The sequence below is a fragment of the Novosphingobium aeonii genome, assembly GCF_052279045.1.
In the GTDB taxonomy this organism is placed as follows: domain Bacteria; phylum Pseudomonadota; class Alphaproteobacteria; order Sphingomonadales; family Sphingomonadaceae; genus Novosphingobium.
In genome coordinates, this window is record NZ_CP176833.1 from 1,449,671 (window position 1) to 1,475,502 (window position 25,832).

General features: G+C 63.4%; 19 protein-coding genes and 2 pseudogenes. 12 read left to right on the plus strand and 9 right to left on the minus strand.

What is annotated here, in order from left to right; all coding sequences use genetic code 11:
* The first annotated feature begins 56 nt into the window (after positions 1-56).
* Positions 57-2,744, plus strand: coding sequence for a TonB-dependent receptor domain-containing protein (locus ACLIMP_RS21665; protein ID WP_185999932.1), 2,688 nt, complete (start codon positions 57-59; stop codon positions 2,742-2,744).
* Positions 2,745-2,819: 75 nt separating this feature from the next.
* On the opposite strand, the gene ACLIMP_RS21670 is transcribed toward ACLIMP_RS21665, so the two are convergent.
* The 3 genes from ACLIMP_RS21670 to ACLIMP_RS21680 form a co-directional block, all read right to left on the minus strand.
* The gene (locus ACLIMP_RS21670; protein ID WP_185999933.1) at positions 2,820-3,416 is read right to left on the minus strand and encodes an FMN-binding negative transcriptional regulator; all 597 of its coding nucleotides are present in this window, start codon (positions 3,414-3,416) and stop codon (positions 2,820-2,822) included.
* Between the two features lie 156 nt (positions 3,417-3,572).
* Entirely contained in the window at positions 3,573-6,866 is a 3,294-nt protein-coding gene (locus ACLIMP_RS21675) for an amidohydrolase family protein (protein ID WP_324699780.1), read from the minus strand.
* A gap of 117 nt (positions 6,867-6,983) precedes the next feature.
* Positions 6,984-7,418 carry an Lrp/AsnC family transcriptional regulator gene (locus ACLIMP_RS21680; RefSeq protein WP_443478307.1) on the minus strand — a complete coding sequence of 145 codons (435 nt, stop codon included), beginning with the start codon at positions 7,416-7,418 and terminating at the stop codon, positions 6,984-6,986.
* A gap of 149 nt (positions 7,419-7,567) precedes the next feature.
* On the opposite strand from ACLIMP_RS21680, the gene ocd reads away from it, so the two are divergent.
* The gene (ocd, locus tag ACLIMP_RS21685) at positions 7,568-8,617 is read left to right on the plus strand and encodes an ornithine cyclodeaminase (RefSeq protein WP_443478308.1); all 1,050 of its coding nucleotides are present in this window, start codon (positions 7,568-7,570) and stop codon (positions 8,615-8,617) included.
* A 104-nt stretch (positions 8,618-8,721) separates the two neighbouring features.
* Positions 8,722-10,293, plus strand: coding sequence for an amidase (locus ACLIMP_RS21690; protein WP_185999937.1), 1,572 nt, complete (start codon positions 8,722-8,724; stop codon positions 10,291-10,293).
* A 149-nt stretch (positions 10,294-10,442) separates the two neighbouring features.
* Here ACLIMP_RS21690 and ACLIMP_RS21695 read toward each other — a convergent pair whose 3' ends face one another.
* Positions 10,443-11,741 (minus strand): metallophosphoesterase, encoded by a 1,299-nt coding sequence (locus ACLIMP_RS21695; RefSeq protein WP_185999938.1) that lies wholly within the window; start codon positions 11,739-11,741, stop codon positions 10,443-10,445.
* A 32-nt stretch (positions 11,742-11,773) separates the two neighbouring features.
* Positions 11,774-14,083, minus strand: coding sequence for a TonB-dependent receptor (locus ACLIMP_RS21700; RefSeq protein WP_443478309.1), 2,310 nt, complete (start codon positions 14,081-14,083; stop codon positions 11,774-11,776).
* 116 nt (positions 14,084-14,199) lie between these two features.
* On the opposite strand from ACLIMP_RS21700, the gene ACLIMP_RS21705 reads away from it, so the two are divergent.
* Positions 14,200-14,796, plus strand: a complete 597-nt coding sequence (locus ACLIMP_RS21705; RefSeq protein ID WP_185999940.1) for a TetR/AcrR family transcriptional regulator — start codon at positions 14,200-14,202, stop codon at positions 14,794-14,796.
* A 189-nt stretch (positions 14,797-14,985) separates the two neighbouring features.
* Here the strand turns inward: ACLIMP_RS21705 and ACLIMP_RS21710 are convergent, their stop codons facing one another.
* Positions 14,986-15,873, minus strand: a complete 888-nt coding sequence (locus tag ACLIMP_RS21710; protein WP_132469181.1) for a LysR family transcriptional regulator — start codon at positions 15,871-15,873, stop codon at positions 14,986-14,988.
* A gap of 116 nt (positions 15,874-15,989) precedes the next feature.
* Here ACLIMP_RS21710 and ACLIMP_RS21715 point away from each other — a divergent pair, with 116 nt between their 5' ends.
* The 3 genes from ACLIMP_RS21715 to ACLIMP_RS21725 all read left to right on the plus strand — a co-directional run bounded on the left by ACLIMP_RS21715 (position 15,990) and on the right by ACLIMP_RS21725 (position 18,593).
* A complete protein-coding gene (locus tag ACLIMP_RS21715) occupies positions 15,990-16,412 on the plus strand; it encodes an organic hydroperoxide resistance protein (RefSeq protein WP_054434600.1) in 423 nt (140 codons plus the stop codon).
* Between the two features lie 17 nt (positions 16,413-16,429).
* Positions 16,430-17,845 carry a coniferyl aldehyde dehydrogenase gene (locus ACLIMP_RS21720; protein WP_443478310.1) on the plus strand — a complete coding sequence of 472 codons (1,416 nt, stop codon included), beginning with the start codon at positions 16,430-16,432 and terminating at the stop codon, positions 17,843-17,845.
* Between the two features lie 70 nt (positions 17,846-17,915).
* Positions 17,916-18,593 carry a type 1 glutamine amidotransferase domain-containing protein gene (locus ACLIMP_RS21725; protein ID WP_185999942.1) on the plus strand — a complete coding sequence of 226 codons (678 nt, stop codon included), beginning with the start codon at positions 17,916-17,918 and terminating at the stop codon, positions 18,591-18,593.
* Between the two features lie 108 nt (positions 18,594-18,701).
* Here ACLIMP_RS21725 and ACLIMP_RS21730 read toward each other — a convergent pair whose 3' ends face one another.
* Positions 18,702-19,562 (minus strand): DMT family transporter, encoded by an 861-nt coding sequence (locus ACLIMP_RS21730; protein ID WP_185999943.1) that lies wholly within the window; start codon positions 19,560-19,562, stop codon positions 18,702-18,704.
* A 157-nt stretch (positions 19,563-19,719) separates the two neighbouring features.
* On the opposite strand from ACLIMP_RS21730, the gene ACLIMP_RS21735 reads away from it, so the two are divergent.
* Complete coding sequence (locus tag ACLIMP_RS21735; protein WP_443478311.1) at positions 19,720-21,090, plus strand: aminotransferase-like domain-containing protein; 1,371 nt, start codon at positions 19,720-19,722, stop codon at positions 21,088-21,090.
* Between the two features lie 721 nt (positions 21,091-21,811).
* Here the strand turns inward: ACLIMP_RS21735 and ACLIMP_RS21740 are convergent.
* A pseudogene (locus ACLIMP_RS21740) lies at positions 21,812-22,069 on the minus strand (IS110 family transposase); the annotation flags it as partial.
* A gap of 8 nt (positions 22,070-22,077) precedes the next feature.
* Positions 22,078-22,647: pseudogene (locus ACLIMP_RS21745) on the minus strand (transposase family protein); the annotation flags it as partial.
* A 214-nt stretch (positions 22,648-22,861) separates the two neighbouring features.
* On the opposite strand from ACLIMP_RS21745, the gene ACLIMP_RS21750 reads away from it, so the two are divergent.
* The 4 genes from ACLIMP_RS21750 to ACLIMP_RS21765 all read left to right on the plus strand — a co-directional run bounded on the left by ACLIMP_RS21750 (position 22,862) and on the right by ACLIMP_RS21765 (position 25,796).
* A complete protein-coding gene (locus ACLIMP_RS21750) occupies positions 22,862-23,407 on the plus strand; it encodes a MarR family winged helix-turn-helix transcriptional regulator (protein WP_185999946.1) in 546 nt (181 codons plus the stop codon).
* Positions 23,408-23,490: 83 nt separating this feature from the next.
* Positions 23,491-24,606 (plus strand): NADH:flavin oxidoreductase, encoded by a 1,116-nt coding sequence (locus ACLIMP_RS21755; protein ID WP_185999947.1) that lies wholly within the window; start codon positions 23,491-23,493, stop codon positions 24,604-24,606.
* Positions 24,607-24,656: 50 nt separating this feature from the next.
* A complete protein-coding gene (locus ACLIMP_RS21760; RefSeq protein WP_054434603.1) occupies positions 24,657-25,469 on the plus strand; it encodes a TauD/TfdA dioxygenase family protein in 813 nt (270 codons plus the stop codon).
* An 18-nt stretch (positions 25,470-25,487) separates the two neighbouring features.
* Complete coding sequence (locus ACLIMP_RS21765) at positions 25,488-25,796, plus strand: DUF1330 domain-containing protein (protein ID WP_054434588.1); 309 nt, start codon at positions 25,488-25,490, stop codon at positions 25,794-25,796.
* Positions 25,797-25,832: the final 36 nt, after the last annotated feature.

Consider the following 25,832-nt stretch of genomic DNA (forward strand, 5'->3'; position numbering starts at 1 on the left):
AGAGCCTTGTCAGATCGCTCACCATGACGAGGGCGACCGTGAATCAGGGATTTAAAATGACGGAACAGCTTCTTCGCGCGCGCCGCCGGCCTTTCCTGGCCGGCACCGCGCTTCTTGCCCTGTGCACAGCGGCCACGCCGGCCCTTGCCCAGACGGGCGCGCAAACTTCTTCGGCCGATGCGGACAAGACCGGCGACATCGTCGTCACCGGATCGCGCATCGACCGCCCGGGCTACGAATCGCCCACCCCGCTGCTCCACATGACCCAGGCCGACCTCGACGTGGTCAGCCGTACCAACGTCGGCGCCGCGCTGGCCGATCTCCCGCAGTTCAAGGCCTCGCAGTCGCCCCAGACCTCGGGCACCAATGCGCAGGCCGGCCGCTTCCCGATCAACATCCGCGGCCTCGGCGAGACACGCTCGCTCGTTCTCGTCGACGGACGCCGGCTGGTCAGCGACAACGATCTGAACACCGTGCCTTCGATCATGGTCAAGAGCGTGGACATCGTCACCGGCGGCGCTTCAGCGGCCTGGGGTTCCGATGCCGTCGCCGGCGTCGTGAACATGATCATCGACAGCGATTACGAAGGCGTGCGCCTCGGCGCCGAGGGCGGCTTGTCCTCACGCGGGGACGCGGGCCAGGTGAAGTTCGAGGGCAAGTACGGCACCGCCTTCGCGGGGGGCCGTGGCCATCTGGTGATCGGCGGCGAATACCTCGACAACAAGGGCATCCTCAAGAAGACCGACCGCAAGAACACCGGCCGTTTCGCCACCATCAGCAACACGCTGACCCCCGATGTCGGCCTGGCCACCCGCCTGATCGGCGGCTACATCACCTCGGGCGTGCTCAAGGGCTATGGCTTCAACCCTGACGGCAGCCTGCGCACGCCCGATATCGGCACCGTAGTCGGCACCAACATGGTCGGCGGCGAAGGCCCGTCTGATGACGAACGCAGCCCGCTCATCACGCCGCAGCAGCGCTACACCCTGATGGCCAAGACATCGTTCGAGCTGACCGACACGCTCAAGCTCAGCGCGGACCTGCGCTATTCGCGCTACTACAACAGCTACACCTGGTTCGGCGACCACACCGGCAGCGTTACCATCAAGTCCGACAACGCCTTCCTGAACGACGACATCAGGCAGATGCTGGCGGATGCGGATCAGGGCAGCTTCACCATGGCCCGCTACAACGCGGACCTGTCGTACAGCACCATCAACCTCGACCGCCGCAGCATCCAGGGCACGCTCGCGCTCGACGGCAGCTTCGGTGACGGGCGGTGGCGCTACGGGGCCTATTACAGCCACGGCCAGTACCGCAACAAGATCAACACCCCGGGCTTCCTGATCACCCAGAACTTCAACAATGCGGTGGACGCGGTGATCGACCCGGCCACCGGCGAGGCGGTCTGCCGTTCCGGCGCGGCGGGCTGCGTGCCGATCGACCTGTTCGGCGAAGGCGCGCCCTCGCAGGAAGCGATCGACTACGTGACCGGCACGCCGCGCCTGAACAGCCTCAACAAGATCGACACTTACGGCGTCTCGCTGCGCGGCGAGCCGTTCGACCTTCCGGCCGGGCCGGTCTCGATCGCGATCGGCGCCGAAGGGCGCAACCTGTCCACCGTGTCGAAGGTCGGCGAACTCGATGCCGCCAAGGCCTTCACCTCGTTCTGGTTCAACTCGCTGCGCGGCAAGTACGACGTCAAGGAAGCCTTCGCCGAAGTGGTGGTGCCGGTGATCCGCGACGTGCCCGTACTGCGCAAGCTGGAACTGAACGGCGCCGTGCGCGCATCGGACTACAGCACCAGCGGCACGGTATGGTCGTGGAAACTGGGCGCCACCAACGAATTCCTGCCCGGCGTGATCGGCCGCGTCACCCGCTCGCGAGACATCCGCGCACCCAACGTCAGCGAACTCTACACGAACCAGACGGTCAGCAACGTCAACATCGTCGATCCGCGCTACACCGATGACGGCAGCCGCAGCGTGGTCGTCTATGGCGGCGGCAACCCTTCGCTGAAGCCCGAAAAGTCGGACACCTGGACGGCCGGCATCACCACCGCCCCGCTGCACGGCCTGACTGCCTCGATCGACTATTTCAACATCGCGATCAGGGATGTCATCACCAGCATCAGCGCGCAAGTGCTGATCGATCGCTGCGATGGCGGCAACACCAGCCTGTGCGACTATATCACCCGTGACAGTACCGACCGCATCACCAGCGTCGCGTCGTCCTCGGTCAACCTGTCCGAGTTCAAGAGCGACGGCGTGGACGCCGAAGTGGCCTATACGCTGCCGGTCAACAACGATGCCAACGGCCGCTTCAACTTCCGGCTGGTGGGCACCTGGGTGAACCACTTCACCACCGACGATGGCGTAACCAAGGTCGAATACGTGAAATCGCAAGGCTATGCCTTCGTCAACGGCGTGCCGCGCATCCGCGCCAATGCCTCGGTCGGCTATGCCAGCGACGGCTTCAGCGGCATGGTGCGCGCACGCTACATCTCGGCCGGCTACTGGAACCGCACCAGCACCGCGCTGACCAACAACCGCATCCCCGCCTATGCCTATGTCGACCTGCAACTGAGCCAGAAGGTTCCCTTCGGCGACGGCGGCAAGCATTTCGAGATCTACGGCAACGTGTCGAACCTGTTCGACAAGGACCCGCCGCTCTACTCGACCTTCTCGCCGTATTACGACGTGATCGGACGATACATGACGGTCGGCGCGCGTCTGGAGTTCTGAAGAACGCCCGGCGGCAAAAAGGAAAGGCGGCGGGTTTCACACCCGCCGCCTTTTTTTGGCCTGTAGCATCGAAAGTCAGGGATTGAAGCGGCGCATCCATTCCACCAGCACCGGGTCATGGTGCGAGGCAATTATATGCGAGAGAACCTCGGGCCGTTCGTCCTGCCCCAGCTTGAAAATGCCCGTGCACGAACGGATTTCCGCGCGAAAGCCGATGATCGCATCTGCCAGTCGGGAATAGCGCCCGCCCAGTTCCTCCTTGCTCCACGGCTCCGGGCGGCATCGTTCCATCTCGTCTATCAGGATCTCCAGCGCAGGCCCGGTCAGTGCATCGTCGAAGCGCAGGTCTGCGGTAATCTTCAGTTGCACATAGTTCCAGGTGGGCGCCCAGTCGCGAAGGCCCGCGTGCTCGGGCGAAACGTAGCCCTGCGGCCCGGTGAACAGCACATGGGCGGCAGAACGCGCGCGCAAGGCGCGGTGGAGCGGATTGTGCCGGGCCATGTGCCCGATCAGTGCAGTCAGCTGCCCCTGTTCATCATATTCGCCCACGAGCGGCAGCAGCGATGCCTGAACCTCATTCCCACCGGCCCATGACTGCACCCAGGCGAGCGGGTACCGTTCGATCAGGAAACGGACGTCCTGCGGGCCATAGGCCGCGAATGATTCATTCAAAGCGCTGCTCCTCGTGCACGCGGCGATAGATACCGCGCCGATCCGTGCAGTGGGTCAGGCACTGGTCCATCTCAAGGTCCAGTATCGTCAAAAAGCGGGGTCCAGAATGGCGGATGGTCCCAGGCCCCTCCGGGGCCTTCCGCCCAGGCAAAAGGCTCAGTACTCGAACGAGGCGGCGTTGCCCTGTGCTTCCTCGAAGGCGGCCGCCGTCTTCATGGCCAGCGCGACCTCGCTTCCGGACATGCCGGCGAACCACGGCGCGGCCTTCGGCTTGCGGCGCGGCCATTGTTCGTCCAGCGTGGCGGCGTCGTAGAGACGGCCGTTCTGCATCACCAGCTCCAGCGAACGCGTGTTGCGAATGTCGGCCAGCGGGTCCTTGTCCAGCACCAACAGGTCGGCCAGCTTGCCCGGCTCGATCGAACCGAGATCGAGCGCCCGCCCGATCACCTGGGCCGAGCCGATCGTCGCCGCCTGAAGGATCTGCGCAGGACTGGCCCCGCCCGATGCCATCGCCTCCAGTTCCCAGTGATAGCTCAGCCCCTGGACAATGCCATGAGCGCCGACGCCCAGCAGACCGCCCGCGCTGCCGATGTCGCTCGCCTGCCGGGCGAACAGGGCGAACCCCTGCCCGTCCGCGCGATTCCACTGCGCGGAATCCCGTTTTGCCGCGAACGCGAACTCGGGCACGAAGCGGGCAAGCTTGCTGTCGAAGTCGTCCTGATGCCCGGCCACCATCGCGCCCAGCGGCCCCGGCGCACCGTAGAGCACCAGCATCGTGGGCACCGTGGCGATCCGCGAACGCACCAGCATCTGGATCATGTCGTCATGGATCGGCGCGATCGGCAGGCTGTGCTCGTTGCCGGCATAACCGTCGAGCATCTGCGTCAGATCAAGGCGATAGTCGCTCGCGCCTTCCGTCGTCGGCATCAGGCCCAGCGCCTGCGCCCCCTCGATCAGATGCCGCCGCTCGGCCCGGTCGCCGACCATGTACTCCTTGATGTTCGGCGTGCGGTAATAATCCGAATAGCGCCGCAGCGTGGCGATGGCCTCTTCGCGATCGCCCATCGGGCTGGTGCGGAACACGCCCTCTCCGGTCGAGAAGGCGCGCTGCCCGATCATGAGCCCGGCGTCGATCATGTCCGCATAGCCGAACACGTCGGGGTCGAAGGTCTGCACGTCGAGACCGGCGGTCACGCCGTAGGCGAGGTTGGCGGCGAAATCCCAGTGCCCGATGTCGAGGATACGGCGGCGTGTCTCGAACCAGTGGGCGTGAGCGTCGATGAAGCCGGGCACGATGAACTTGCCCGTCACATCGCGCACCTCGGTGCCGTTAGGTACCTTCAAGGTGCCTTTAGGTCCTATGCCGGCGATGCGATTATCGACGATAAGCAGGTCGGCATCGTCGATGACCTCCGCCCCCTTCATCGTGGCGACCCGCGCGCCGCGCAACAGCAGCCTGCCCCTCGGAACGTCGCGCGGCAGTTGCACGTCCATCAGCGCACTGCGCGCCCGCGCCTCGACGGCAGCCGGTTTCCCGCTTTCGGCGGCGCCCAGAGCCAGTTGCCGCACCGTCGAGCCCACCGACCATACCAGCGAGCGCATGTCCGGCGCCCAGTCCATATAGTCCGCCCCGATCGCCGTAATCCGCCGCGCACCGGACGCCGGATCGCTCACCGTGACGGTCGGCGCCTCGCCCTGCTTCGCCTCCGGCACCGGGACGAGGTACAGCTGCGAGGCATAACGGACCAGCGCGGTTCGGCCATCCGCGCTGAGCTGCGCGTTCTTCAGCGGCGCGGGCGCGTCGAAATACTGGCTGTCGGGCCGCGCGACCAGCTTGACCAGATGGCGGGCCGCGTCCCCAGCCGATGCTGCGCCGTCAACCGGGTGCGAGGAAATCCAGCCATCGGCATAGTAGCGCACCCGCCCCGGATCAGCATCGCGCCGCAGGTCCATCGCCGCCCCGACACTGCCGAGCGAGGTCATCACGCCCCCGTCGGCCGGCACGCGCACCAGCGAGGAAGGCATCGGCCCAAGGCTCTCGGCGGAGCGGTAGAGCCGGTCGTGCTGGCTGGCGCTGAAGGCCACCACGTCCCGGTTGCCCGCCAGAAACAGCGGTTCCGAGTAATAGGCCGCCTGCGACGTGATGCGGCGCGGCGCGGTCCTGCCATCGGCCGCCGCGACCCAGATATGGCCTGCGTCCTTCGCGGTCCAGGTAACGTAAGTGACAAAACGGCCATCGTCCGACCAGCTCGGCTGCCATGCGGAACCGGGCACCTCAAGGCGCCGGGGCTTGGCGCCCTTGCGGTTCTCGGCAATGTAGAGACGGCCCAGGGCGCCGAACACCACGCGCTTGCCGTCCGGCGAAAGACGCGGCGTCTGGATCACGCGGACATGGACGGGGCCCTGATCGATGCGGTGCTGGCGCCGCAGGTCCGGCCCCATCTCGTGCCGGACGTGCGCCTCGAAGGGGATGTCCGCCAGCGACCCGCTCGCGATGTCGAGCCGCTTCAGACCGCCGCCCTGCCCAAGGTATATGCTGCGATCGTCGGCGGAAAACACCATGCGGGGCAGCAGGTCCACATAGTATCCGCCGGACTGGCCGTCCGGGTCCAGCGGACCATGAACCACGCGGTCCGAGCCGTCCTCAAGGTCTCGTAGATGCAGGACGGTCTGCTGGCCCTCATGCGTGGCATAGGCCAGCAAACGGCCGTCATGCGACAGTGCCGGGCGCATGGCACCGCCGGGCGTGGTCATGAAAGCCTGCTGCTGGCGGGTCGCCAGATCGAAGCGCACGATCGTCCAGTGCGGCAGCGCCCCGCTGGTCCATGTGGTTCCCGCCTTGGTGGCGTAGTACAGGCTCCTGCCGTCGGGCGAGGCGACCACGCCCATCGCATTGCGCCGCTCCGGGTGAGGATCATCGCCGTTCGGCTGCGCCTTGACCAGCACTTCGCGAGCACCGCTCGCCACGTCGAACGACAGCAGCTCGAACGCCAGCACACCCCAGATCATGCGCGACACGTAAAGCGTCCTTCCATCTGGCGACCATGCCGGCGAGCCGTAGTGCGGCGCCCCGCTCTCGTCTTTCGACACGCGGCGAGCGTTGCTGCCGTCGGCATCCGCGATCCACAGGTTGTCACGCCCGTCACGATCGCTGACGAAGGCGATATGGCGGCCGTCCGGCGAAAACACCGGCTGGGTGTCGAAGGCGGCGCCGGTCATCATCGGCCGGGCCCTCCCCCCTTGCACGGGGAGGGCATAGATATCGCCGAGCAAGTCGAACAGGATGGTGTTGCCATCCGGCGCGACATCAAGCGCGGGCCAGGTGACTTGCCGGGTATCGTATTCGATCACCCGCCCGGTCAACGGCGGTAACGTATCCGCCCAAGCCGCCGGGCTTGCAAGCAGCGCCGCGGCCGTCACGATCGCCGAATTCGCCAACCACCTGTTCACCGCATCACCTTTCACGTCATAAATCGGGGCACATTCCATTGCGGTCCGGGCACCGCCCGCAAAACATCCAGTTTGCATCCGGCGAGGGGACCATTGCCGGCGTGCCGGATCGGCCGGTCAGACCGTGCTGAGGAGCAGGCTGGTCTCGCTGTTGAGCACCCCGTCGATCATGCGCACCTGCCGCAGCACGCGATCGAAATCCGAGAGGCTCGCCGCACGGATGTCGGCGACCAGATCCCAGCTACCGTTGGTTGTGTGCAGGGTGCGAATCTCGACGATCCCCCGCAGCTTGCGGATGACCTCGGTCGTCGATTTTCCCGTGATTTCGATCAGCATCACCGCACGGACCGACAAGTCGTCGTAATCGTCCCGGACGCGGATGGTGAAACCCAGCAACGTCCCGGTATCGACCATCCGGTCCAGACGGCTCTGCACGGTGCCGCGCGCCACACCCAGGGCATCCGCCATCCTGGACAGGGACGCGCGCCCGTCCACCCGCAGATAACTGATTATGCGCCGATCGAGATCATCGGGGATGAATTTTGCAGACACCACGCAGCAGCACTTTCATTCATGCAATTTGCCTAATTGGACTATAAAAATTCTCCAAAATTGGGCGAATTGCAAGGCAACCTTGCCATTTATACCAACAGCGTGCCGCCTTACGATCCGTCCGGATCACTTCCCAAAGGACAGAATTCATGGCCCCGCCTCCTTCCCCCCTCGCCTTCATTCCCTTCGTCAGCGTCGAGAACATGATGCGCCTGGTGCATCATTTAGGGATCGAGACCATGCTGCGTGAACTCGCCGACGCGATCGAGGCGGACTATCTGCGCTGGCCCATGTTCGAAAAGACCGCCCGGCTGGCCTCCCATTCGGACGAAGGCGTGATCGAACTGATGCCGACTTCGGATGGAGAGGCTTTCGCCTTCAAGTACGTGAACGGTCACCCGAGCAACATCGCCAGGGGCCTGCAGACGGTTGCCGCGTTCGGCCTGCTGGCGCGCGTCGACACCGGCTACCCATTGCTCCTGGCCGAGATGACCCTGCTAACGGCCCTGCGCACCGCCGCGACTTCGGCGATGGTCGCGCGCAAGCTCGCCCCGGCGGACTCGCGCGTCATGGCAATGATCGGCAACGGCGCGCAGGCGGAATTCCAGGCGCTGGCGATGAAGGCCATTGTCGGCATCGAGGAAGTGCGCCTGTTCGATATCGACCCCGCCGCCACCCGCAAGGTCGCGCTCAATCTGGAAGGGTCCGGTCTCGGCGTAGTCTCCTGCGAAACCTCGCAGGAGGCGATCGAGGGCGCGCAGATCGTGACGACCTGCACCGCCGACAAGGCCTATGCCACGATCCTTTCCGACAACATGGTCGGCGCCGGCATCCACATCAACGCCATCGGCGGAGACTGCCCCGGCAAGACCGAACTGCACAAGGACATCCTGTCGCGCGCCTCGACTTTCGTCGAATTCGAGCCCCAGACCCGCATCGAAGGCGAGATCCAGCAGATGGCAGCTTCCTATCCCGTGACCGAGTTCTGGAAGGTCCTGAACGGCGAGGCGCCGGGACGTGCCGATGCCCGGCAGATCACCCTGTTCGACAGCGTCGGTTTCGCGGTGGAGGACTTTTCGGCGCTGCGCTATGTACTGGGCAAGCTGGAAGGCACGCAATTCTTCCAGCAGTTGGACATCCTTGCCGATCCCGACGATCCCCGTGACCTGTTCGGCATGCTTCAGCGCGCCGCCGCCTGACGGGGAAAGCACGCGCCTGGACCCGCACTTCAATGTGATATTGGACCTTTACGGCTCCAATATCACGGCGAAGAAGCGGCCGCGTTCGATACTGGAGAATGAGAATGGGCGATACGATCCTCGAACGCGTGACCATGGACCGCAGGACGGTTCTGGCAGCGACCCCCGTGGTGCTTGCCGCCGGCACCACGCCCGCTCTCGCCGGAGCGCGGCCGAACGGCTCGGGTCCGGGCGATATCGTCACGATGACCGCAACCGACCTTTCCGCCGCGATCCATCGGCGCGATCTCTCCAGCCGTGAAGTGATGGCCGCGCATCTGGCCCATATCGACAAGCTGAACCCGCGTTTCAATGCCATCGTCTCGCGCGTGGATGGCGATGTGCTGCTGCGACAGGCGGCAGCGATGGACGAGGATGCCGCCGCCGGCCGCTTCCACGGTCCTCTTCATGGGTTCCCGCATGCCGTGAAGGACACCGCCCCGGTCAAGGGCATACGCACGACGCAAGGATCGCCGCTCCTGCGCGGCAATATCCCGACCGCCGACAGCCTCGTGGTGGCGCGGATGCGTCAGGCCGGCGCCGTGTTCATCGGCAAGACCAACGTTCCCGAATTCGCCTTGGGCTCGCACAGTTTCAACCCCGTGTTCGGGACCACCCACAATGCCTATGCCCACGGCCGTGCGGCCGGTGGCAGCACCGGCGGCGGCGCGGTCGCGCTGGCACTGCGGATGGTGCCTGTGACCGATGGCAGCGACTTCGGCGGCTCGCTGCGGAACCCGCCCGGCTGGAACAATGTCTTCGGCCTGCGCCCCTCGTTCGGCCGCGTCCCCTCAGTCCCCAACACCGACTTTTTCTGGCAGAACTTCGCGACATCGGGGCCGCTTGGCCGCACGGTGGCGGATCTCTCCATGCTGCTTTCGGTCCAGGCGGGTGGCGACAGGAGATCACCGTTCTCGCTTGGCGACGATCCCGCCATGTTCGCGCGGCCGCTTGACCGGGACTGGAAGGGCGGCAGGATCGGCTGGCTGGGCGATCTCGACGGCGCCTTGCCGATGGAAGCGGGCATCCTCGACACATGCGCCAGGGCGCTCAAGGCCTTCGAGGCGATCGGCATGAAGGTAGAGGCGGCCAGGCTTGCCGAACGGGCGCCAGATATGTGGCGCACGGCGAAGATACTACGTCAGTGGTCGGTCGGTGCCGATCTCCAGGCGTTCTACGACGATCCGGCCAAGCGCGCGCAGATGAAGCCCGAGGCGATCTGGGAAGTAGAGGGCGGCATGAAGCTGACAGGCCCGCAACTGGCCGAGGCATCTGCCGGGCGAACCCGCATCTATCAGGCCTTCGACGCCGCCTTCGAACATTTCGACTTCCTTGTCCTGCCCACCGCGCAAGTCTTCCCTTTCGACGTCAAGGAGCGCTGGCCCACGCAGATCGCGGGGAAGCCGATGGACAGCTACCACCGCTGGATGGAAGTCACCCTGCCCGCGACGATGGCCGGATTGCCTGCACTCGCCGTTCCCGCGGGCTTCGGCGGCGCACTGAAGCTTCCCATCGGCCTCCAGATCATCGGGAAGCGACACGACGACCTGGGCGTTCTTCAGGTGGGTCACGCTTACGAGAAGGCATCCCCCTGGATCGCCTCCACGCCGCCGCCGGCACTGCACGGCAGAGGCTGATAATCCCGGGCCATCATCGAAGTCGTGGACACGTTCGCTGCCAGCGGTGGCAGCAAGCTCAGCGGCGCTGATGATTTCCGAGCACCTGCATGATGAGCGGGCGAATGCGGCTTCGAACGCCCTCTCCCGCTCATCATGTTTACGGATGCTTATCTCGCGGATCGCGCAGGTTTGCGGAAACGCGTGCGAAAATCGGTGAGGTCGATCGTGAAATCGTCCGCCTTCATATATTCCTCATCTGTCAACTTGGGCTTTTCATCGGCCTTGTACCACTTGGCATAGTCAGACGCGTCCACGCTATTGACCTTGTAATGCGTCGAATAGGTTCGCACTTTCACCTGCGGCACCTTCAGGGCGAGGTCGAAAGTCATCAGGCGCAACCAGCCGTCGCCGATTCCCATGCCTGGCTCCAGCTTTGCCCCGGCATCCTTGGCAGTCTGCGCACGGTCCTGATAGTCTGCCAGCACCTGGTAGACCGGATGGCCGAATTTATTGAAGTCCGTGCGGAAGGCTTGCGCGTGTTCGTGTCCGCAGAGCACCATGAATATCTGATCATGCTGACTGAGGAGCTTGTCCCAAATCATCTGGGGGCTGTTATCCTCCGGATCGGCGGCTGCGTTGTCGATGATCGGATTGGCCAGACGTTCGCCGGCGGTGTCCAGGAAGTCATGCATCGAAACGATGGTCGGCAGGCCGGGATATCTGGCGATCACGTCCGCCGCCCACTTCAGCGAGGCATTGGGTGCATCGAACTGCAGGCCGATGTGCAGGAAGCGATAGCCGCCGGCCGTGAAAATCTGCGCACTGTCGGCACCGTCGTCATGGCTGGCGACATACCACGACTGGTCCTTGAAGTACTGCGACTGGTCCGAGAAGACCTTCTTCCAGTTCGACAGGCCACCCGAATGCAGCATGCCTACATCCGCCGCGCTGCGGACCTGCGCGGCCGGCGGATGGTTCCAATCCGTCCACATCGCATCATAGTCGTGATTGCCCGGCACGACCGAGAACGGCACTTTGCCCGCAATCATGTCCCAGCCCTGGCGGACTGTCGGCATTTCGACAGTGTGGACCTTCTCGGTCGGCGCGAAGTGGGCATCCATCATCGGGTTGGGGGCGCGCTTGAAGCCACGAGCCGCGTGGGCCGGATCGATCATGAGCGACTGGTGCTGCCAGTTGTCGCCCAGACCGTCCACGAAAGCGATATCGCCGCCGGCGCTCTTCAGGTTGGCGGCGACAAAGGCCATCTGGTCGAGGAACATCTTGCTGGCGTCGAATGCAAAGCCCTCACCGGTCTGGTGGGTGTAGTCGACATAGTTCTGCGTATCGGGGATTACCGCGATGGTGAAGCTGTCGTCGGCCTTGTCTGCGGCTGTCGCAGGCGCGCAAGCAAGCGCCACACCGGTAAGGCAAGTGCAAAGGGCGAGCAGGCGGGAAAGCGTTTTCATGATTCCATGGCTCCGAGAGATGTCAGGAAAGGTCAGAACGAGAAGCGCAGCGTCGCGCCGTAAGTCGCCGGATCGCCGAAGAAGGCAACGTAAGTGCCCGGCAGGACCGAGCCGTAGTTGAAGTAATTGGTGGCGTACTTCTTGTCCGTGACGTTGCGGCCCCAGACCGAAAGATCCCAGTTGTCGTCGATGCGCACGCCCGCACGCAGGTTCAGCAGCCCGTAACCGCCAGTGCGGGTGAGCGCGGAATCGTCAAGCGAACCGAAGTATCTAGAACGATAGGAGAATTCGGCGCTGGCATAGCCGATGAGGCGGGAGGCGATTTCATGCTCGTAGGAGCCGTTGATACCGGCCGTCCACTTCGGAGCACCCGCAATCGGGCGGCCCGAGAGGTCGCAGGTCGCCTGTCCGGTCGTTTCGACAGGGCATGGGCCTTCGGTGTACTCGCGGTACTTGGCGTCATTGTAGGCGACGAAGCCATGGAGCGTGAATCCCCGTATCGGGCGCAACGTCGCTTCGGCTTCCACACCCTGCGTGCGGGCACTGCCGGCGTTCGTCAGAAGCTGCACGACCTGATCGTTCACCTCCATCAGGACGTTGGCCTGATAATTGCGGATATCGGTGCGGAACACATCAAGGTTGACGGTTAGCGCATGGTTGAGGAAGTCGCCCTTGATGCCGGCTTCATAACTGGTCGCCGTTTCCGGCTTCACTTTAAGCGCGTCGGCGCCAAGCCCTGAAGGCGGCAGCGTGGTGTTGAGACCGCCCGCCTTCTGCCCGCGCGAAACCAGCGCATAGACCATCACTTCAGGGTTGAAGCGGTAGTCGGTGCTGAACAGGAACGAAGGCGCCGTGTTGGAAATGCGCGCATGGATCGGTCCTGCCGCCTGCGAGGCGAGCGCAGCGACAGGATCGCCGGTCGCGGTGCTGACCGGCACCGGGCGGGTCACGTCTTCCTGCTTGGTTTCGTAAGTGACACGCAGGCCGCCAGTCACGTTCCAGTTCGGCGTCACATGCCAGTTGACCTGACCGAAGCCGGCGATGCTGTTGGTTTCCGGCGCGGCATGCGTATCCCAGCGCGTGCCGTTGTAGGCCAGCAGGGTCGCCAGCGCCGCCGAGTAAGGAGCATAGGCCTTGATCGTCGCGGTGGGCATGCCCGCCAGCCACGCCGCCGCATCCTCGCCATAGGAGACGTACTGCGTCGTATCGACCTTCTGATAGAAGTAATAGATACCCGCCACCGCATCGACGTTGCCCATGCGCGGGAAGGCCAGACGGACTTCCTGCGTAAACTGGTCGTTCTTGATGTGATAACCGCCGTACATGACATCGGCGCTGCTGCCTTCGGTGTCCGAGGCGCTGTCGTATTGCCAATAGCGATAGGCGGTGAGCGACGTCAGCGTGAAGCCACTGCCGAAGTTCCAGTTGATTTCGGCGGAGCCCGCTCCCTGACGGGTGCCAGTGCTGTATGGGCCGGCGGCAGCGGTGGTAAGACCATCCGGATCAATCGCGAGCGTGGCGCCGGTGGCGTCCAGCTTGGTCTGGATAACGGATGGGGTAAGACCCCAGCTCGGGATCACAGTGACCGCCCCCGAACTTTGCTGCTCGCGCGCATATTCACCGATCAGCCGGATGCTGAGATCGGCGGAAGGTTTGTAGAGAAGCTGCAAACGCGCACCGCGCCGCCCAAGATCGCTGACCTTGTCGCCGTTGGTGATGTTCTTGACGATACCGTTGCGCGTGGTGTCATAGCCGGTCAGGCGGAAAGCGAGATTGTCGCTGATCGGGCCGGTGACGGTGCCCTGGTACTGCTGGTAGTTGAAGCGCCCGTTCGTCACTGCCCCTCGGCCACCCCAATCGAACTGCGGCAGTTCGGTGGTGATGTTGACAGCGCCTGCGGTCGTATTCTTGCCGAACAGCGTTCCCTGGGGACCGCGCAGCACTTCGACTTGCGCAATGTCGATCAAGTCGCTCGCCGCCATGCCCGGACGGCCCAGGTAGATGCCGTCGATGAAGACACCCGCGCTGTTCTCCAGCCCGTCGCTGCCCGGATTGTTGCCGATGCCGCGGATCGAGATGCTGGTCTGGTGACCGTTGGTGACGACGACATTGGTGCTGGGGACGAGCTGGTTGAGGTCCTCCAACCGGATATGGTCATTGCGGCGCAGGTCCTCCGCGCCAATGGCGGTGATGGCGAGCGGAACGTCCCCGATCTTTTCCTTCACCTTGCGGGCGGTGACGACGATGGCGTCGCCGGACCCATCTTCCGCCGGGAGGGACTGTGCAGGAACCTCCCCGGCATGGGCATGCCCGGCGCTGAGCGCCAGAACGCTTGAGAACAAGGCGAATTTTCCGATCACGACCCGAATCCCTTATTTACAATTCCGAAATACGATACGGACGTGTATCGTTATTATGTGACAGATTTGTGAGACTGAATTTGGTAGAAGGGCTGTCGATGAAGGACGAAACGGAAGCGCCGACACGCGGTCGAGGAAGGCCACGCGATGAAGAAAAGGACGTGGCCATTGCCGAGGCTACCTGGCGGATTCTCGCCGAAAAAGGGTATGAAGGGCTGACCTTTGAAGGCGTGGCGGAACTGGCTGGTTGCAGCCGTTCCACGCTCTATCGGCGCTTTGCCCACAAGGCCGAACTGGTCGAGGCGATACTTGGTCAGACATCGCGCCGGATCGAACCGAAGATCGACGAAACGATGAGCCCGCGCGAAATCCTGCTGGCCCACGCCCGCGCGCTATGCGTTTACATGGCCGGTCCGCGCGGCCCAGCGATGCTGATGATGTCGGTGAGTGCCGAACACCATGCCGACCTCTCCGCCGCCATCGCTCGCCACGGTACAAACGAGCAGGCATTCTACCTGCGCGAGCTGGAACGTGCCCGCCCCGGCACCAACGAACAGGTGCGCGACTTCGCTTTCAATACGCTGATCGGAAACATCATCTTCCATGTCGCGGTGCTGCGCACCACACTGACCGAACGGCAGATCGTCAGGCTGGTGGACGGCGCGTTGGCACTGCTGGAAATGGAACCGGGCTGATCGATGCCCCCCCGCCGATAAACGCCGCGATGTTCCATCGAACATGGCATACAGCCTAGGACGACCTGCCATCCTGCCCAAGGAACCGTGTTCGAGACTTGCGAACCGCGTGACGGGAAACCCCACAGGCAGGGTCGTCGTGCAGTTCGCAGTTCCAGATCTTGATCCACCGGCATCGGACCCCACAGCTTATCCGCCGCGCAACCCCCGCAATAGCGTCTGGCGGGCATGCGCCACGCGCGGATTGCGTAGAGCCGTAGGCAGCCAGACCAGCGAGTAGGGATTGGTCAATGGCGTAGAAGTCGGCGCGATCTTCACCAGACGTCCTTCGGCAATATATTCACGGCACATATAGTCAGGCAGAACCGACCAGCCCACATTGGCCTGCAACATCTGACGTAGCACTCGCAAATCCGGGCTCGTCAAACCCGGCGATGTATCGACATGTCCCAGGCGCTGATGCCGCAGCCACGTGTCGATCAGTGGACGGTCCAGATTATAGGCCACCATGACCTCTCCCCTGAGCCCCGCTTCCAGCGATGATGCCGCCTTTATGCGGGCGGCAACCTGCGGTGCGGCTACGGCATGAACCGGCTCGTCACGGATGATTTCGCTGTGCAGACGAGCGTCGACGATGGGATAGGCCGAAACCCCCAGATCGAAATGCCCCTCCAACAACATCTGCTGCACCAGATCACGATGCGCCGGTTGCAGCCGCACCCGCATCCCGGCCGCAATCAACGAGGGCAGATGCTGCACGATCTCTTCAGCGATAAAATCGGCATGACCGATGATGCGGATCACCCCGGCCAGATCGGACGAGCGTGCCCGCGCCTTGCCCATCGCCTCTTCCGCCCGGTCGAGCAGGTCGCCCAGGTCCTGCGCGAGTTCGTCAGCGGCCATGGTAGGCTCCACTCCGCGCGACCGGCGCTCGAACAGGGTGCGGCCGAATGCCACTTCCAATCCGGCGATGTGCTGCGAAACGTTGGATTGGGTGAGAGCCAGGCTGCGCGCCGCGCCGGAAATAGAGCGCAAACGGTAGACTTCGACAAAGGTGCGCAGGCGAACAAGGGACATGGGTAAAGTTCCATCAGATTTCTGATGGCTGCTTGCACTAGCCTTGTGAGTCAATGCCTGCAACTCCGTCTAGAAGGGCGGCAACGGAAACGACCCGGCGCTTCGAAGGAGCCCCCATGCTGACCAAGACACTCTACACCACCGCCGCGACCTCCTCGGGGGGCCGGGATGGCCGCGCCCGCACTGCGGATGGCTCTCTGAATGTCTGGCTCGACATGCCGGTCGAACTGGGCGGGCGCGGCCATGGCAACAACCCCGAACAGCTCTTCGCTGCCGGCTACTCCGCCTGCTTCCTCTCCGCGATGAAGAGCATCGCCGGATCACTCGACATGAAGGTGCCCGCAGAAACCACGGTGACCGCCACTGTCGGCATCGGCCCGCTGGCGACGCAGGGCTTTGGCCTGTCGATCGCGCTGACCGCAGACCTGCCTGGCGTGGAGCGCGCCGCCGCCCAGCGGCTCATCGAGGCTGCCCATGAGGTCTGCCCCTATTCCAACGCCGTGCGCGGCAACATCGACGTCGCCCTGACGCTGGCCTGAAATCTGCGAGACACACCATGACCGACCATTTCAACGATCTGAGCAACATCCTGCGGGCCATGAAGAAGGCGCATCTCGCCGCCGGCCCCGCCAGCCCCACCCTGCGCCGCGACCGCCTGCAACGCGCCGCGCGCCTCATCACCGACCACCGCGCCGCTCTGGTCAGCGCCATCAGCGCCGATTTTGGCAACCGCGCCGCCTACCACACGCTGGCCACCGATATCGCGACCACCGCGGCCGGGCTGCACCACAGCGCCGCCCATGTTGACCAGTGGATGGAACGCGAAAGCGCCCCGGTCACCGACCCTGCCGTGGCCGCATGGATCGAACCGCAACCGCTGGGGGTGGTGGGCATTGTCAGCCCATGGAACTTCCCGATCAATCTGGCCTTTGCTCCGCTGGCCGGCGTCTTCGCGGCGGGCAATACGGCTCTGATCAAGCCCTCCGAGTTCACGCCGCACACCTCGGACCTGATTGCGCGTCTGGTTGGCGATGCGTTCGACGCCGATGAGTTAGGCGTGGTGATCGGCGGACCTGATGTGGCGCAGGCCTTCACATCGCTGCCCTTCGACCATCTGGTGTTCACGGGCAGCACGTCGGTCGGTCGCCATGTGATGCGCGCCGCGGCGGAAAATCTGGTGCCGGTGACGCTGGAACTGGGTGGGAAATGCCCGGTGGTGGTGGACGATGGTTTCGACATCGCTACGGCGGCAGAGCGCACCCTGACGGTCAAAACCTTCAATGCCGGGCAGATCTGCCTCTCGCCTGATTATGTGATGATGCCACAGGATGCCGTGGAGGGGTTCGTGGCATCGGCCAAGGCTTTCATGACGCGCGCCTTCCCGGCCATTCAGGCCAATGACGAGTACACCTCGATCATCGCTCAGCGTCATTTCGACCGGCTCCTCGACCTTATCGCCGATGCGCAAGCCAAGGGCGCGACCATCGTGCCGCTCAACGCCGTCGGAGAGCCCGTGCATGACGCCGCCACGCGCAAGATAGCCCCCGTGCTGATCCTGAACGCGACCGAAGACATGCGCGTGATGCAGGAGGAGATCTTCGGTCCGCTGCTGCCGGTCGTCGCCGTGGACGTGGACCAGGCCATCGCCCGCATCAACGCCCATGACCGACCGCTGGCCGCCTACCTGTTCAGCGACCGCGAGCCCGTGCAGGAACGCTTCGCCGCCTCGGTCACCTCTGGCGCCCTGGTCATCAACGACATCATGTCGCATGCCTCCATCGAAAGCCTGCCTTTTGGCGGCGTGGGAGCCTCAGGCATCGGCGCTTACCACGGGGTGCATGGCTTCCGCCGGTTCAGCCATTTCCGCCCCACCGTGCGGCAGTCTGTCGAAGGGCTGAGCGGACTGCGGTTGCGCGCTCCTTACGCCGACAAAAAGGCTGCGCTGGAAACTATACTGAGCCCGAAGAACTGAAACACATCCCATTCATTCCTTCCGCATCCGGTGCGATGAAGCGCCGGGCGGACAAGAGAGGTGAACACACATGAAAATCCTTATGGTCCTGACCAGCCATGACGCGCTGGGCGATACGGGCAAGAAGACCGGCTTCTGGCTGGAGGAATTCGCTGCCCCCTATTACACCTTCCTCGACGCCGGGGCCGATATCACCGTCGCCTCGCCCGCCGGCGGCCAGCCCCCGCTCGATCCCAAGAGCGATCTGCCCGATTTCCAGACGCCGTTGACCGCGCGCTTCAAGGCCGACCCGGCAGCGCAGGCGGTTCTGGCGTCCACCGTGAAGCTGGAAACGGTGAAGGAAGAGGATTTCGACACGGTGTTCTACCCCGGCGGCCATGGGCCCCTGTGGGATCTGGCCGAGAGCGAACTCTCGATCGCCCTGATCCAGAGCTTCGCCAAGGCCGGCAAGCCACTCGGTCTGGTGTGTCATGCGCCGGGCGTCTTGAAGAATGTTAAGGCCGTCAACGGCGAACCCTTCGTGAAGAGCCGCACCGTTACAGGCTTCACCAATGGCGAGGAAGAAGCCGTGGAACTGACCGATGTGGTGCCCTTTCTCATCGAGGACACCTTCATCGCGCAGGGCGCCGATTACCGCAAAGGCCCTGACTGGGCGCCCTTCGTGGTGCAGGACGGCACGCTGGTCACCGGCCAGAACCCGGCCAGCAGCGAGGATGTGGCCAAGGCCCTGATCGCCATGGTCGCCTGACCCGCGCCTGACGCCGCCCACGCAAGTGGCGGCGTCAGGCCCATCTCTCTATGCGATAGAATTCTTCGGCCACAGCAATGTCTCGTGACTGGAGATTCTAGCTGGCGATCAGGAAAAACGCTTCGCGCCGGCGACGCAGAGGATGACGATGACGGTCGACGCGATCATCGTCCATGCAACCGGCTCTCCGAGAACAACACCCGCAAGGAGCAGCCCGAAGAAGGGCTGTAGGAGTTGAAGCTGGCCAACGCCGGCAATGCCGCCGATGGCAAGACCGCGATACCAGAACACGAAACCCAGCATCATCGAGAAGACCGAGACATAAGCGAAGCCGGACCAGGCACGCCAGCCAATGTCGCCCAAGCTAATTGGCATGGTAGCGAAAGCTATGATGGCCATGACCGGCAACGAGAGGAGCAAAGCCCAGCTTATGACCTGCCATCCCCCAAGGCGCCGTGAAAGTGACGCACCTTCGGCATAGCCCAGCCCGCATAGCACGATCGATGCTAACATCAGCAGGTCTCCGGTCAGCGAACCGCCTGCGCTGTAGTACAGGGCGAAACCGGCCACCGAAGCAGCTCCGATCGTCGAGAAAAACCAGAAGGCGGGTTTCGGGCGTTCGCCACCGCGCAGTACGCCGAAGATGGCCGTGGACAGTGGAAGCAGCCCCACGAAAACCACCGAATGCGCAGCCGTGATGTGCTGGAGGGCAAGACCGGTCAGAAGCGGAAAGCCGAGGACCACGCCGATCGAGACGATGGCGAGGGGCAGCAGGTCGGAGCGCGCAGGCCGCTCCTGCCGGAGTGCCATGAGGAAGACAGCGCCGAGCAGCGCCGCGATGACGGCACGTCCCGATGTCACGAACAGGGGCGTGAAATCCGCGACGGCGAGACGCGTCGCCGGCAGAGACCCGCTGAAGATGATGACGCCCAGGATGCCGCTGCCCCAACCGGCTGTAGTCCGTTCCATGATTCCTCGCTTTCGCGATCGGACTATCCGGAAAGGTCTGGCCAAGGCAGGGACAATTCCATACAAAACTCGGTAACTGTATGTCCAAAAACTACCGTACAATCAAAAGGGCATGATAATGGTCCGGCTGCGTCGCGGAACCCGAACCGAAGCACTCATGGATGCAATCCGTGCGAAGATCGCAAGCCGCGCGATCGGCCCCGGGGATCGGCTGCCCTCTGTCCGCGGGTTTGCCGAGACGATGTCCGCGTCTCCATCCACCGTGGTCGAGGCCTATGACCGATTGGCGGCCGAGGGGGTTATCACCGCGCGTCGAGGCTCAGGCTTTTACGTGACGGGAGGCAGTATCCCACCGATGTCGGTCAGCGAGATGGGGCCACGCCGCGACCGGGCCGTTGACCCATTCTGGATTTCCCGCCAATCGCTCGACGCCGATACTTCCATGGTCAAGCCGGGCTGCGGATGGCTTCCAACGGACTGGATGCCCAATGCAGCACTCCGCAAGGCGTTGCGATCGCTGGCACGCGGCGAGGATGCGCTGCTGACCGAATATGGCAGCGCGCGTGGTTCCCCGGCGCTGCGCCGTCTGCTTCTCGGTCGTTTCGCCGAAGAGGGAATAGAAGCGAGCGCTGACCAGGTTCTGCTGACCGGATCCGGCACGCAGGCCATTGATCTGATCTGCCGCTATCTGCTGCATCCCGGCGACACAGTGCTGGTCGACGACCCCGGCTATTTCAATTTCCAGGCGCTGCTCCGCGCTCACCGTGTGAAGCTGGTCGGCATTCCATACACGCCCACCGGTCCCGACATAGCGGCATTCGAGGCGGCGCTGATTGCACATACGCCAAGGCTCTATATTACCAACTCCGCGCTCCACAATCCAACCGGGGCCAGTATTTCCCACCAGTCGGCGCACCGACTGCTGAGCGCTGCCGAAGCCCATAACCTCACGATCGTGGAAGACGATATCTTCGCCGATTTCGAACCATCGCCGTCGCCGCGTCTTGCCGTTCTGGACGGGCTCGACCGGGTCATCCGCATAGGAAGCTTCTCCAAGACACTCTCCGCATCCGTGCGCTGCGGCTATATCGCTGCGCGTCGCGACTGGATCGAGGGGTTGATTGATCTTCAGGTTGCGACGAGCTTCGGCGGGCCCAGTCCGGTGGCAACAGAGTTGATCGCCGATGTGCTGGCGGGTGGAAGCTACCGAAAGCATATGGCCGAACTCCGACAGCGATTGGCACAGGCGCGGGACCGCACCGCCGCACGTTTGGCGAAGCTGGGAATCGTGCCATGGCTCATGCCGCGAGGTGGCTTCTATCTATGGTGCCGGCTGCCTGGAGACCTTGATTCTGCGGATATCGCCCGGCACTGTCTGGAGGCTGGCATAGTGCTGGCCCCGGGCAACGTATTCAGCGTATCGCAGTCTGCGGCGCCGTTCATGCGTTTCAACGTGGCGCAGTCTGACGACCAACGGGTAGAGGACGCCCTCATTCAGGCATTGGATCAATCCGGCCGACAAGGGTGAAACTGCGGCATACGTCATTCGCAAGCTGAAATTGCCGGGACCGTTCCGAGAGATACAGGGACTGGTTCGAGACCTTCCGGTATTCCAGAATACTTGCCATCCACGCTGACGGAACGCTGGCGCCCGCGCGCGTGGATGCCTCCGAGATTGCAAGGTAATTTTCTGACTTTGCTCGGCAGAGCGCTTCATCAGTCGTGTGTCAGGCCTCCGATGTGGCTTGCTGACGCCAAGGGCCGTTATGCAGTTCGAACGATCCGGGCCACATCGGTTCAGCGAGCTTGGTTTGCTCTGGCACTGTGACTGGTTAGCCGTATCGTGAACATTGAAGTCCTTGCCGCATAGTATCAGTCGATCTCCTTGTCGGGACCGAGGCCCCGAGCGCTATGGCAGTTACGCCATCACGCCAAACGGTAGTCTTCCTCGCGGGTCATCATCGCCCAGATTGTCCGCGCCATTTTGTTTGCCAGTGCTACGGCGAACACCATCCTGGGCCGGCGAGCCATCATGCGGCCCAGCCAGTTGTCGGGGAGAATGCCTTTGCGCGCGATCCATCGTGTCCTGCTCATCGCACCGACGACGAGAAGTTTGCGAATGCCGATTTGACCCATTCGGACAGGGTGTCGATATGCTCGAGGTAGAGGCCTGCGATCTCCCGGATACTGGAAGGCACGTCGACATCCTCGTCGTCCATGGCTGCGCGGATTTCCTTCAGATGAGGAATCCCTTGGGGGAACACCAGGCCGAACTCGGCCAAGTGTCCTCGTAGCGCGTTGATAGTCTGCGTTCGCTGGCTCACAAAACATTGATGGGTGCGATAGGCCACAGCCCTCGCCTGATGTTCCGCGCTTTTGACCGCAACGAAATGCAGGTTCGGGCGTACAGCGGCTTCGGCAATGGCCGCCGCGTCTGCAGCGTCGTTCTTCTGCCGCTTCACGAAAGGCTTCACGTAGATTGGCGGGATCAGCCGAACCTCATGACCTTCTGGGTGTCAGATACGAAGTCGAGGCTCCAGCGCTGGTTTGGCCCTGTGGCATCGTCATGGATGCTCGCGTGCCTAAGGCCCTCTTGCGGCCACCGCGCCGGCGCACCTGTAGGCGTTCCTCTCGATACAGCCGCCGAAACTTCTTGTGGTTCATTGTCCATCCTTCTCGGCACAGCAGCCAGTGCAAGCGGCTATAGCCAAACCGGCGAGGCAGCCCGGCCAACTCGCGGATGCGTGCCCGTGCCGCAGCATCGTCCGGTCGGCGGCTGTCGTAGCGCACGCTCGTTCGATCTACGCCCAGAGTCTCGCAAGCCCTGCGCCGGCTCACCTCGGAAACCTCCTGGAGATGACCCACCGCCTGACGCTTCGCTCCAGGCGTCAGAACTTTTTCAGGCTGATCTCCTTGAGCATGGCGTTATCCTGCATCGCATCAGACAGAAGACGCTTCAGCCGAGCGTTCTCCTCTTCCAGCGAACGCAGCCGCCGGGCTTCGGAGACATCCAGGCCGCCATTCCGGCCTCCTGCTCCTTCAACACCGCGATGATCTGTTCCTCGCTGAACCTGCTCCGCTTCATAGCCATCCGAATCCAAGGGCAGGACTCTACTCAAATCTGGAGGAAATCCACGGGCTCAGACCAGCTGGAGCTTTGCGCGCCATCGAGTTGACGCCACCCCATTTTTCAACGCTGCCCAGTGTCTGATCCGAGCAAATGAGGTGATGCTTGGGCGCTATGCCGAGATGACGAAATCATGCTTGCCAGATGGGGCTAATGGCGGCTTGATCCGGCGATGACCAATCGCCCTACAAAGTCGGTGCGCCCTGTCGATCAGGTTGCAGCCGGGAAGGCCTATTTTGCCGATCTGGGGCTTGATGTGAGCCACTTCGGCGCGATCTGGCACTTGTTCAAGGTGGGCCAGCTCATGGGGATCGACCTCAACCAGATAAGCGGGCAACATGGCCTGAGCATTGCCGACTTCCACCTGCTCAGCGCCCTGATGATGAACGATCCAGTGCCGATGCGGGCAACCGATCTCGCCATCGCTCTCAACGTCACGAACGCTGCGCTGTCGGGTCGGGTCGCCAGGCTGGCGGAGCGGGGGCTGCTGACTTGCACGGAAGCGGCCGCCGATCGTCGCACGAAGATGTTGCTGCATACCAGCAAAGGGGCCGAGAAGGTGCGCTGCATCGGCAGCGACCTCGAGCATGCCGGACGGTTCGTGCATCACTATCGGCAGTTGCCGCAGGGCGATCGCGACGCACTGGAGCGGATCATCGCACAGTTGCACACGATGATGGACCGTGATTTTCTGCCGGTCACGCGGGGGGATAGTTAAGGGGTTGAACAATCCGGGATTGATACCGGCCGAGGGCATCGGCCAGGAAGCGGCCATCTTGCCGCAACACTGGATCACGCCCCATGGCCTGCAATGCCGACGTTCTTTTCCGCCCCCTGCGCATCGGGTCGATGACCCTGAAAAACCGCATTGTCATGGCGCCGATGACGCGCGGTTTCGCCATCGATGGAGCTGTCGGCGCTGCGCATGCCAACTATTATCGCAAGCGCGCTGAAGGCGGCGTGGGGCTAGTCGTGACCGAAGGCGTCGTGGTGGACCGGCCGGCCTCTCGGAACGAGCCCAATGTGCCCAGGTTCTACGGCGACGATCTGGAAGGATGGGGTGATGTCGTCGGCGCGGTCCATGGTGCCGGCGGTGCGATAGCGCCGCAGATCTGGCACACTGGCGCGGTCCGGAGCAGCAGTATGGATTGGGAACCTGACTTCACGGTGGAAAGCCCTTCGGGCCTTATCGCACCGGATCAGGCACGCGGCGACACCATGAGCGAGGAAGCCATTGCCGATACCGTCACCGCCTTTGCCCGGGCGGCAGCGGATGCCAAGCGTCTCGGCTTCGATTGCGTGGAAGTCCATGGCGCCCATGGTTACCTGGTCGACCAGTTCTTCTGGGCAGGTACCAATCTGCGCGATGACCGCTATGGCGGCCCCACACTGAAGGAGCGGTCGCGCTTCGCGGCTGAGATCATTGCCACGATCCGCGCCGAGGTCGGGCCCGATTACCCGCTGATCCTGCGCGTCAGCCAGTGGAAGCAGCAGGACTACAGCGCACGCCTGACACAGACCCTCGAAGCGATGGCGGACTGGCTCGTACCGCTGGTCGAAGCCGGTGTGGATGTGCTGCACTGTTCGCAGCGCCGGTTCTGGGAGCCCGAGTTTCCGGAAGCGGACGGCGCGCAGGGCCTCAACTTCGCAGGATGGGCGAAGAAGCTGACCGGTGCACTGACGATAAGCGTCGGATCGGTTGGGCTGGACGGCGATTTCCTTCAGGTATTCAAGGGCCAGCATTCTGAGCCTGCAAGCATCGACAGTCTGGTCGAACGCATGGAGCGTGACGAGTTCGACATGATCGCGATCGGCCGCGCGCTGATCACCAATCCCGACTGGGCCCACAAGGCACAGACCGGCCGGTTTGACGAAATGGTTCCCTTTTCAACGGATGCCCTCGCGCAATTCGTCTGACGCGCAGGCGGGTGATCGAGCTGCCGTTAGACCGCAATCGGAGAGAGATGATGAAATTCGAAACCGCAGACCTGACCCCGCGCATCGGCACGGAGATCAAGGCCAGCAAGCAGGATCTGCTCCAAGGGGGCCTGGGCGAGGATATACGGGAACTGCTGGAACAGCGCGGGGTTCTGCTGTTTCGCGAACTGAACCTGACCGATGACGAGCAACTCGCTTTCGCCCGGACCCTCGGCGAGGTGATCGACCAGGGCATGAAGGGCATCTACAAGATTTCGCTCGATCCCGCGCTGAATGACACCGCCGATTACCTCCATGCCACTGTCCACTGGCATGTCGACGGTGCTCAGGACATGGTGCCAACACGGGCTTCGCTGCTGACCGCGCGCGTATTGTCCAGAATCGGCGGCCAGACCGAATTCGCCAACACTTACGCCGCCTATGACGATCTCCCGGCAGATCGAAAGGCAGAGGCGGACAGCCTGCGCGTGGTCCACTCGCAGGAATACATCCAGCGCGCGATGCATCCCGATCCGAGCGAGGCGCAACTGGCTCGCTGGCGCGAGCACCCTGAACAGGTTCATCCGATGGTCTGGACGCATCGATCGGGGCGCAAGTCCTTGCTGCTGGGCCTCACCGCTGGCCGCATCGACGGGATGAGCGAGGAGGAAGGCCGCAGGATCATCGATGACATGCAGGCATGGGCCACCCAGCCGCAATTCGTCTATCGCCACGAATGGACATCGGGTGACCTGATCATTTGGGACAATACCGGCGTGATGCACCGCGTCGAGGCCTATTCGGCCGACAGTGGCCGCCTGCTCAGCCGGACGACCCTTGTCGGTGAAGAACCCATCGCCTGAACACGGGAGACCCTACCGATGCCTGCCTATATCATTGTCTATCGCGAAAGCCCTGTGCGGGACGAGACTGCGATCGCGGAATACTCCCGGCGCAATCGGGAGAGCGCGGCAGCCTTCCAGCAGCAATTCGGAATCCGTCCTCTGGTGGTCTACGGCACCTCTCAGGCACTGGAAGGCGACAATCCCGACGGCGTCGTCATGCTGCAGTTCCCCTCAATCGAAAAGGCAAGGGCCTGGTACGCAAGCCCTGCCTACCAGGAGGCGCTAGCCTTCCGGAAAAATGCAGCCGAGTGGCGCGTCGTCATCGTCGAAGGCCTTCCGGAATGATGAGCGCCAGCGCACTTCAGAACGGCCAGCGGATAT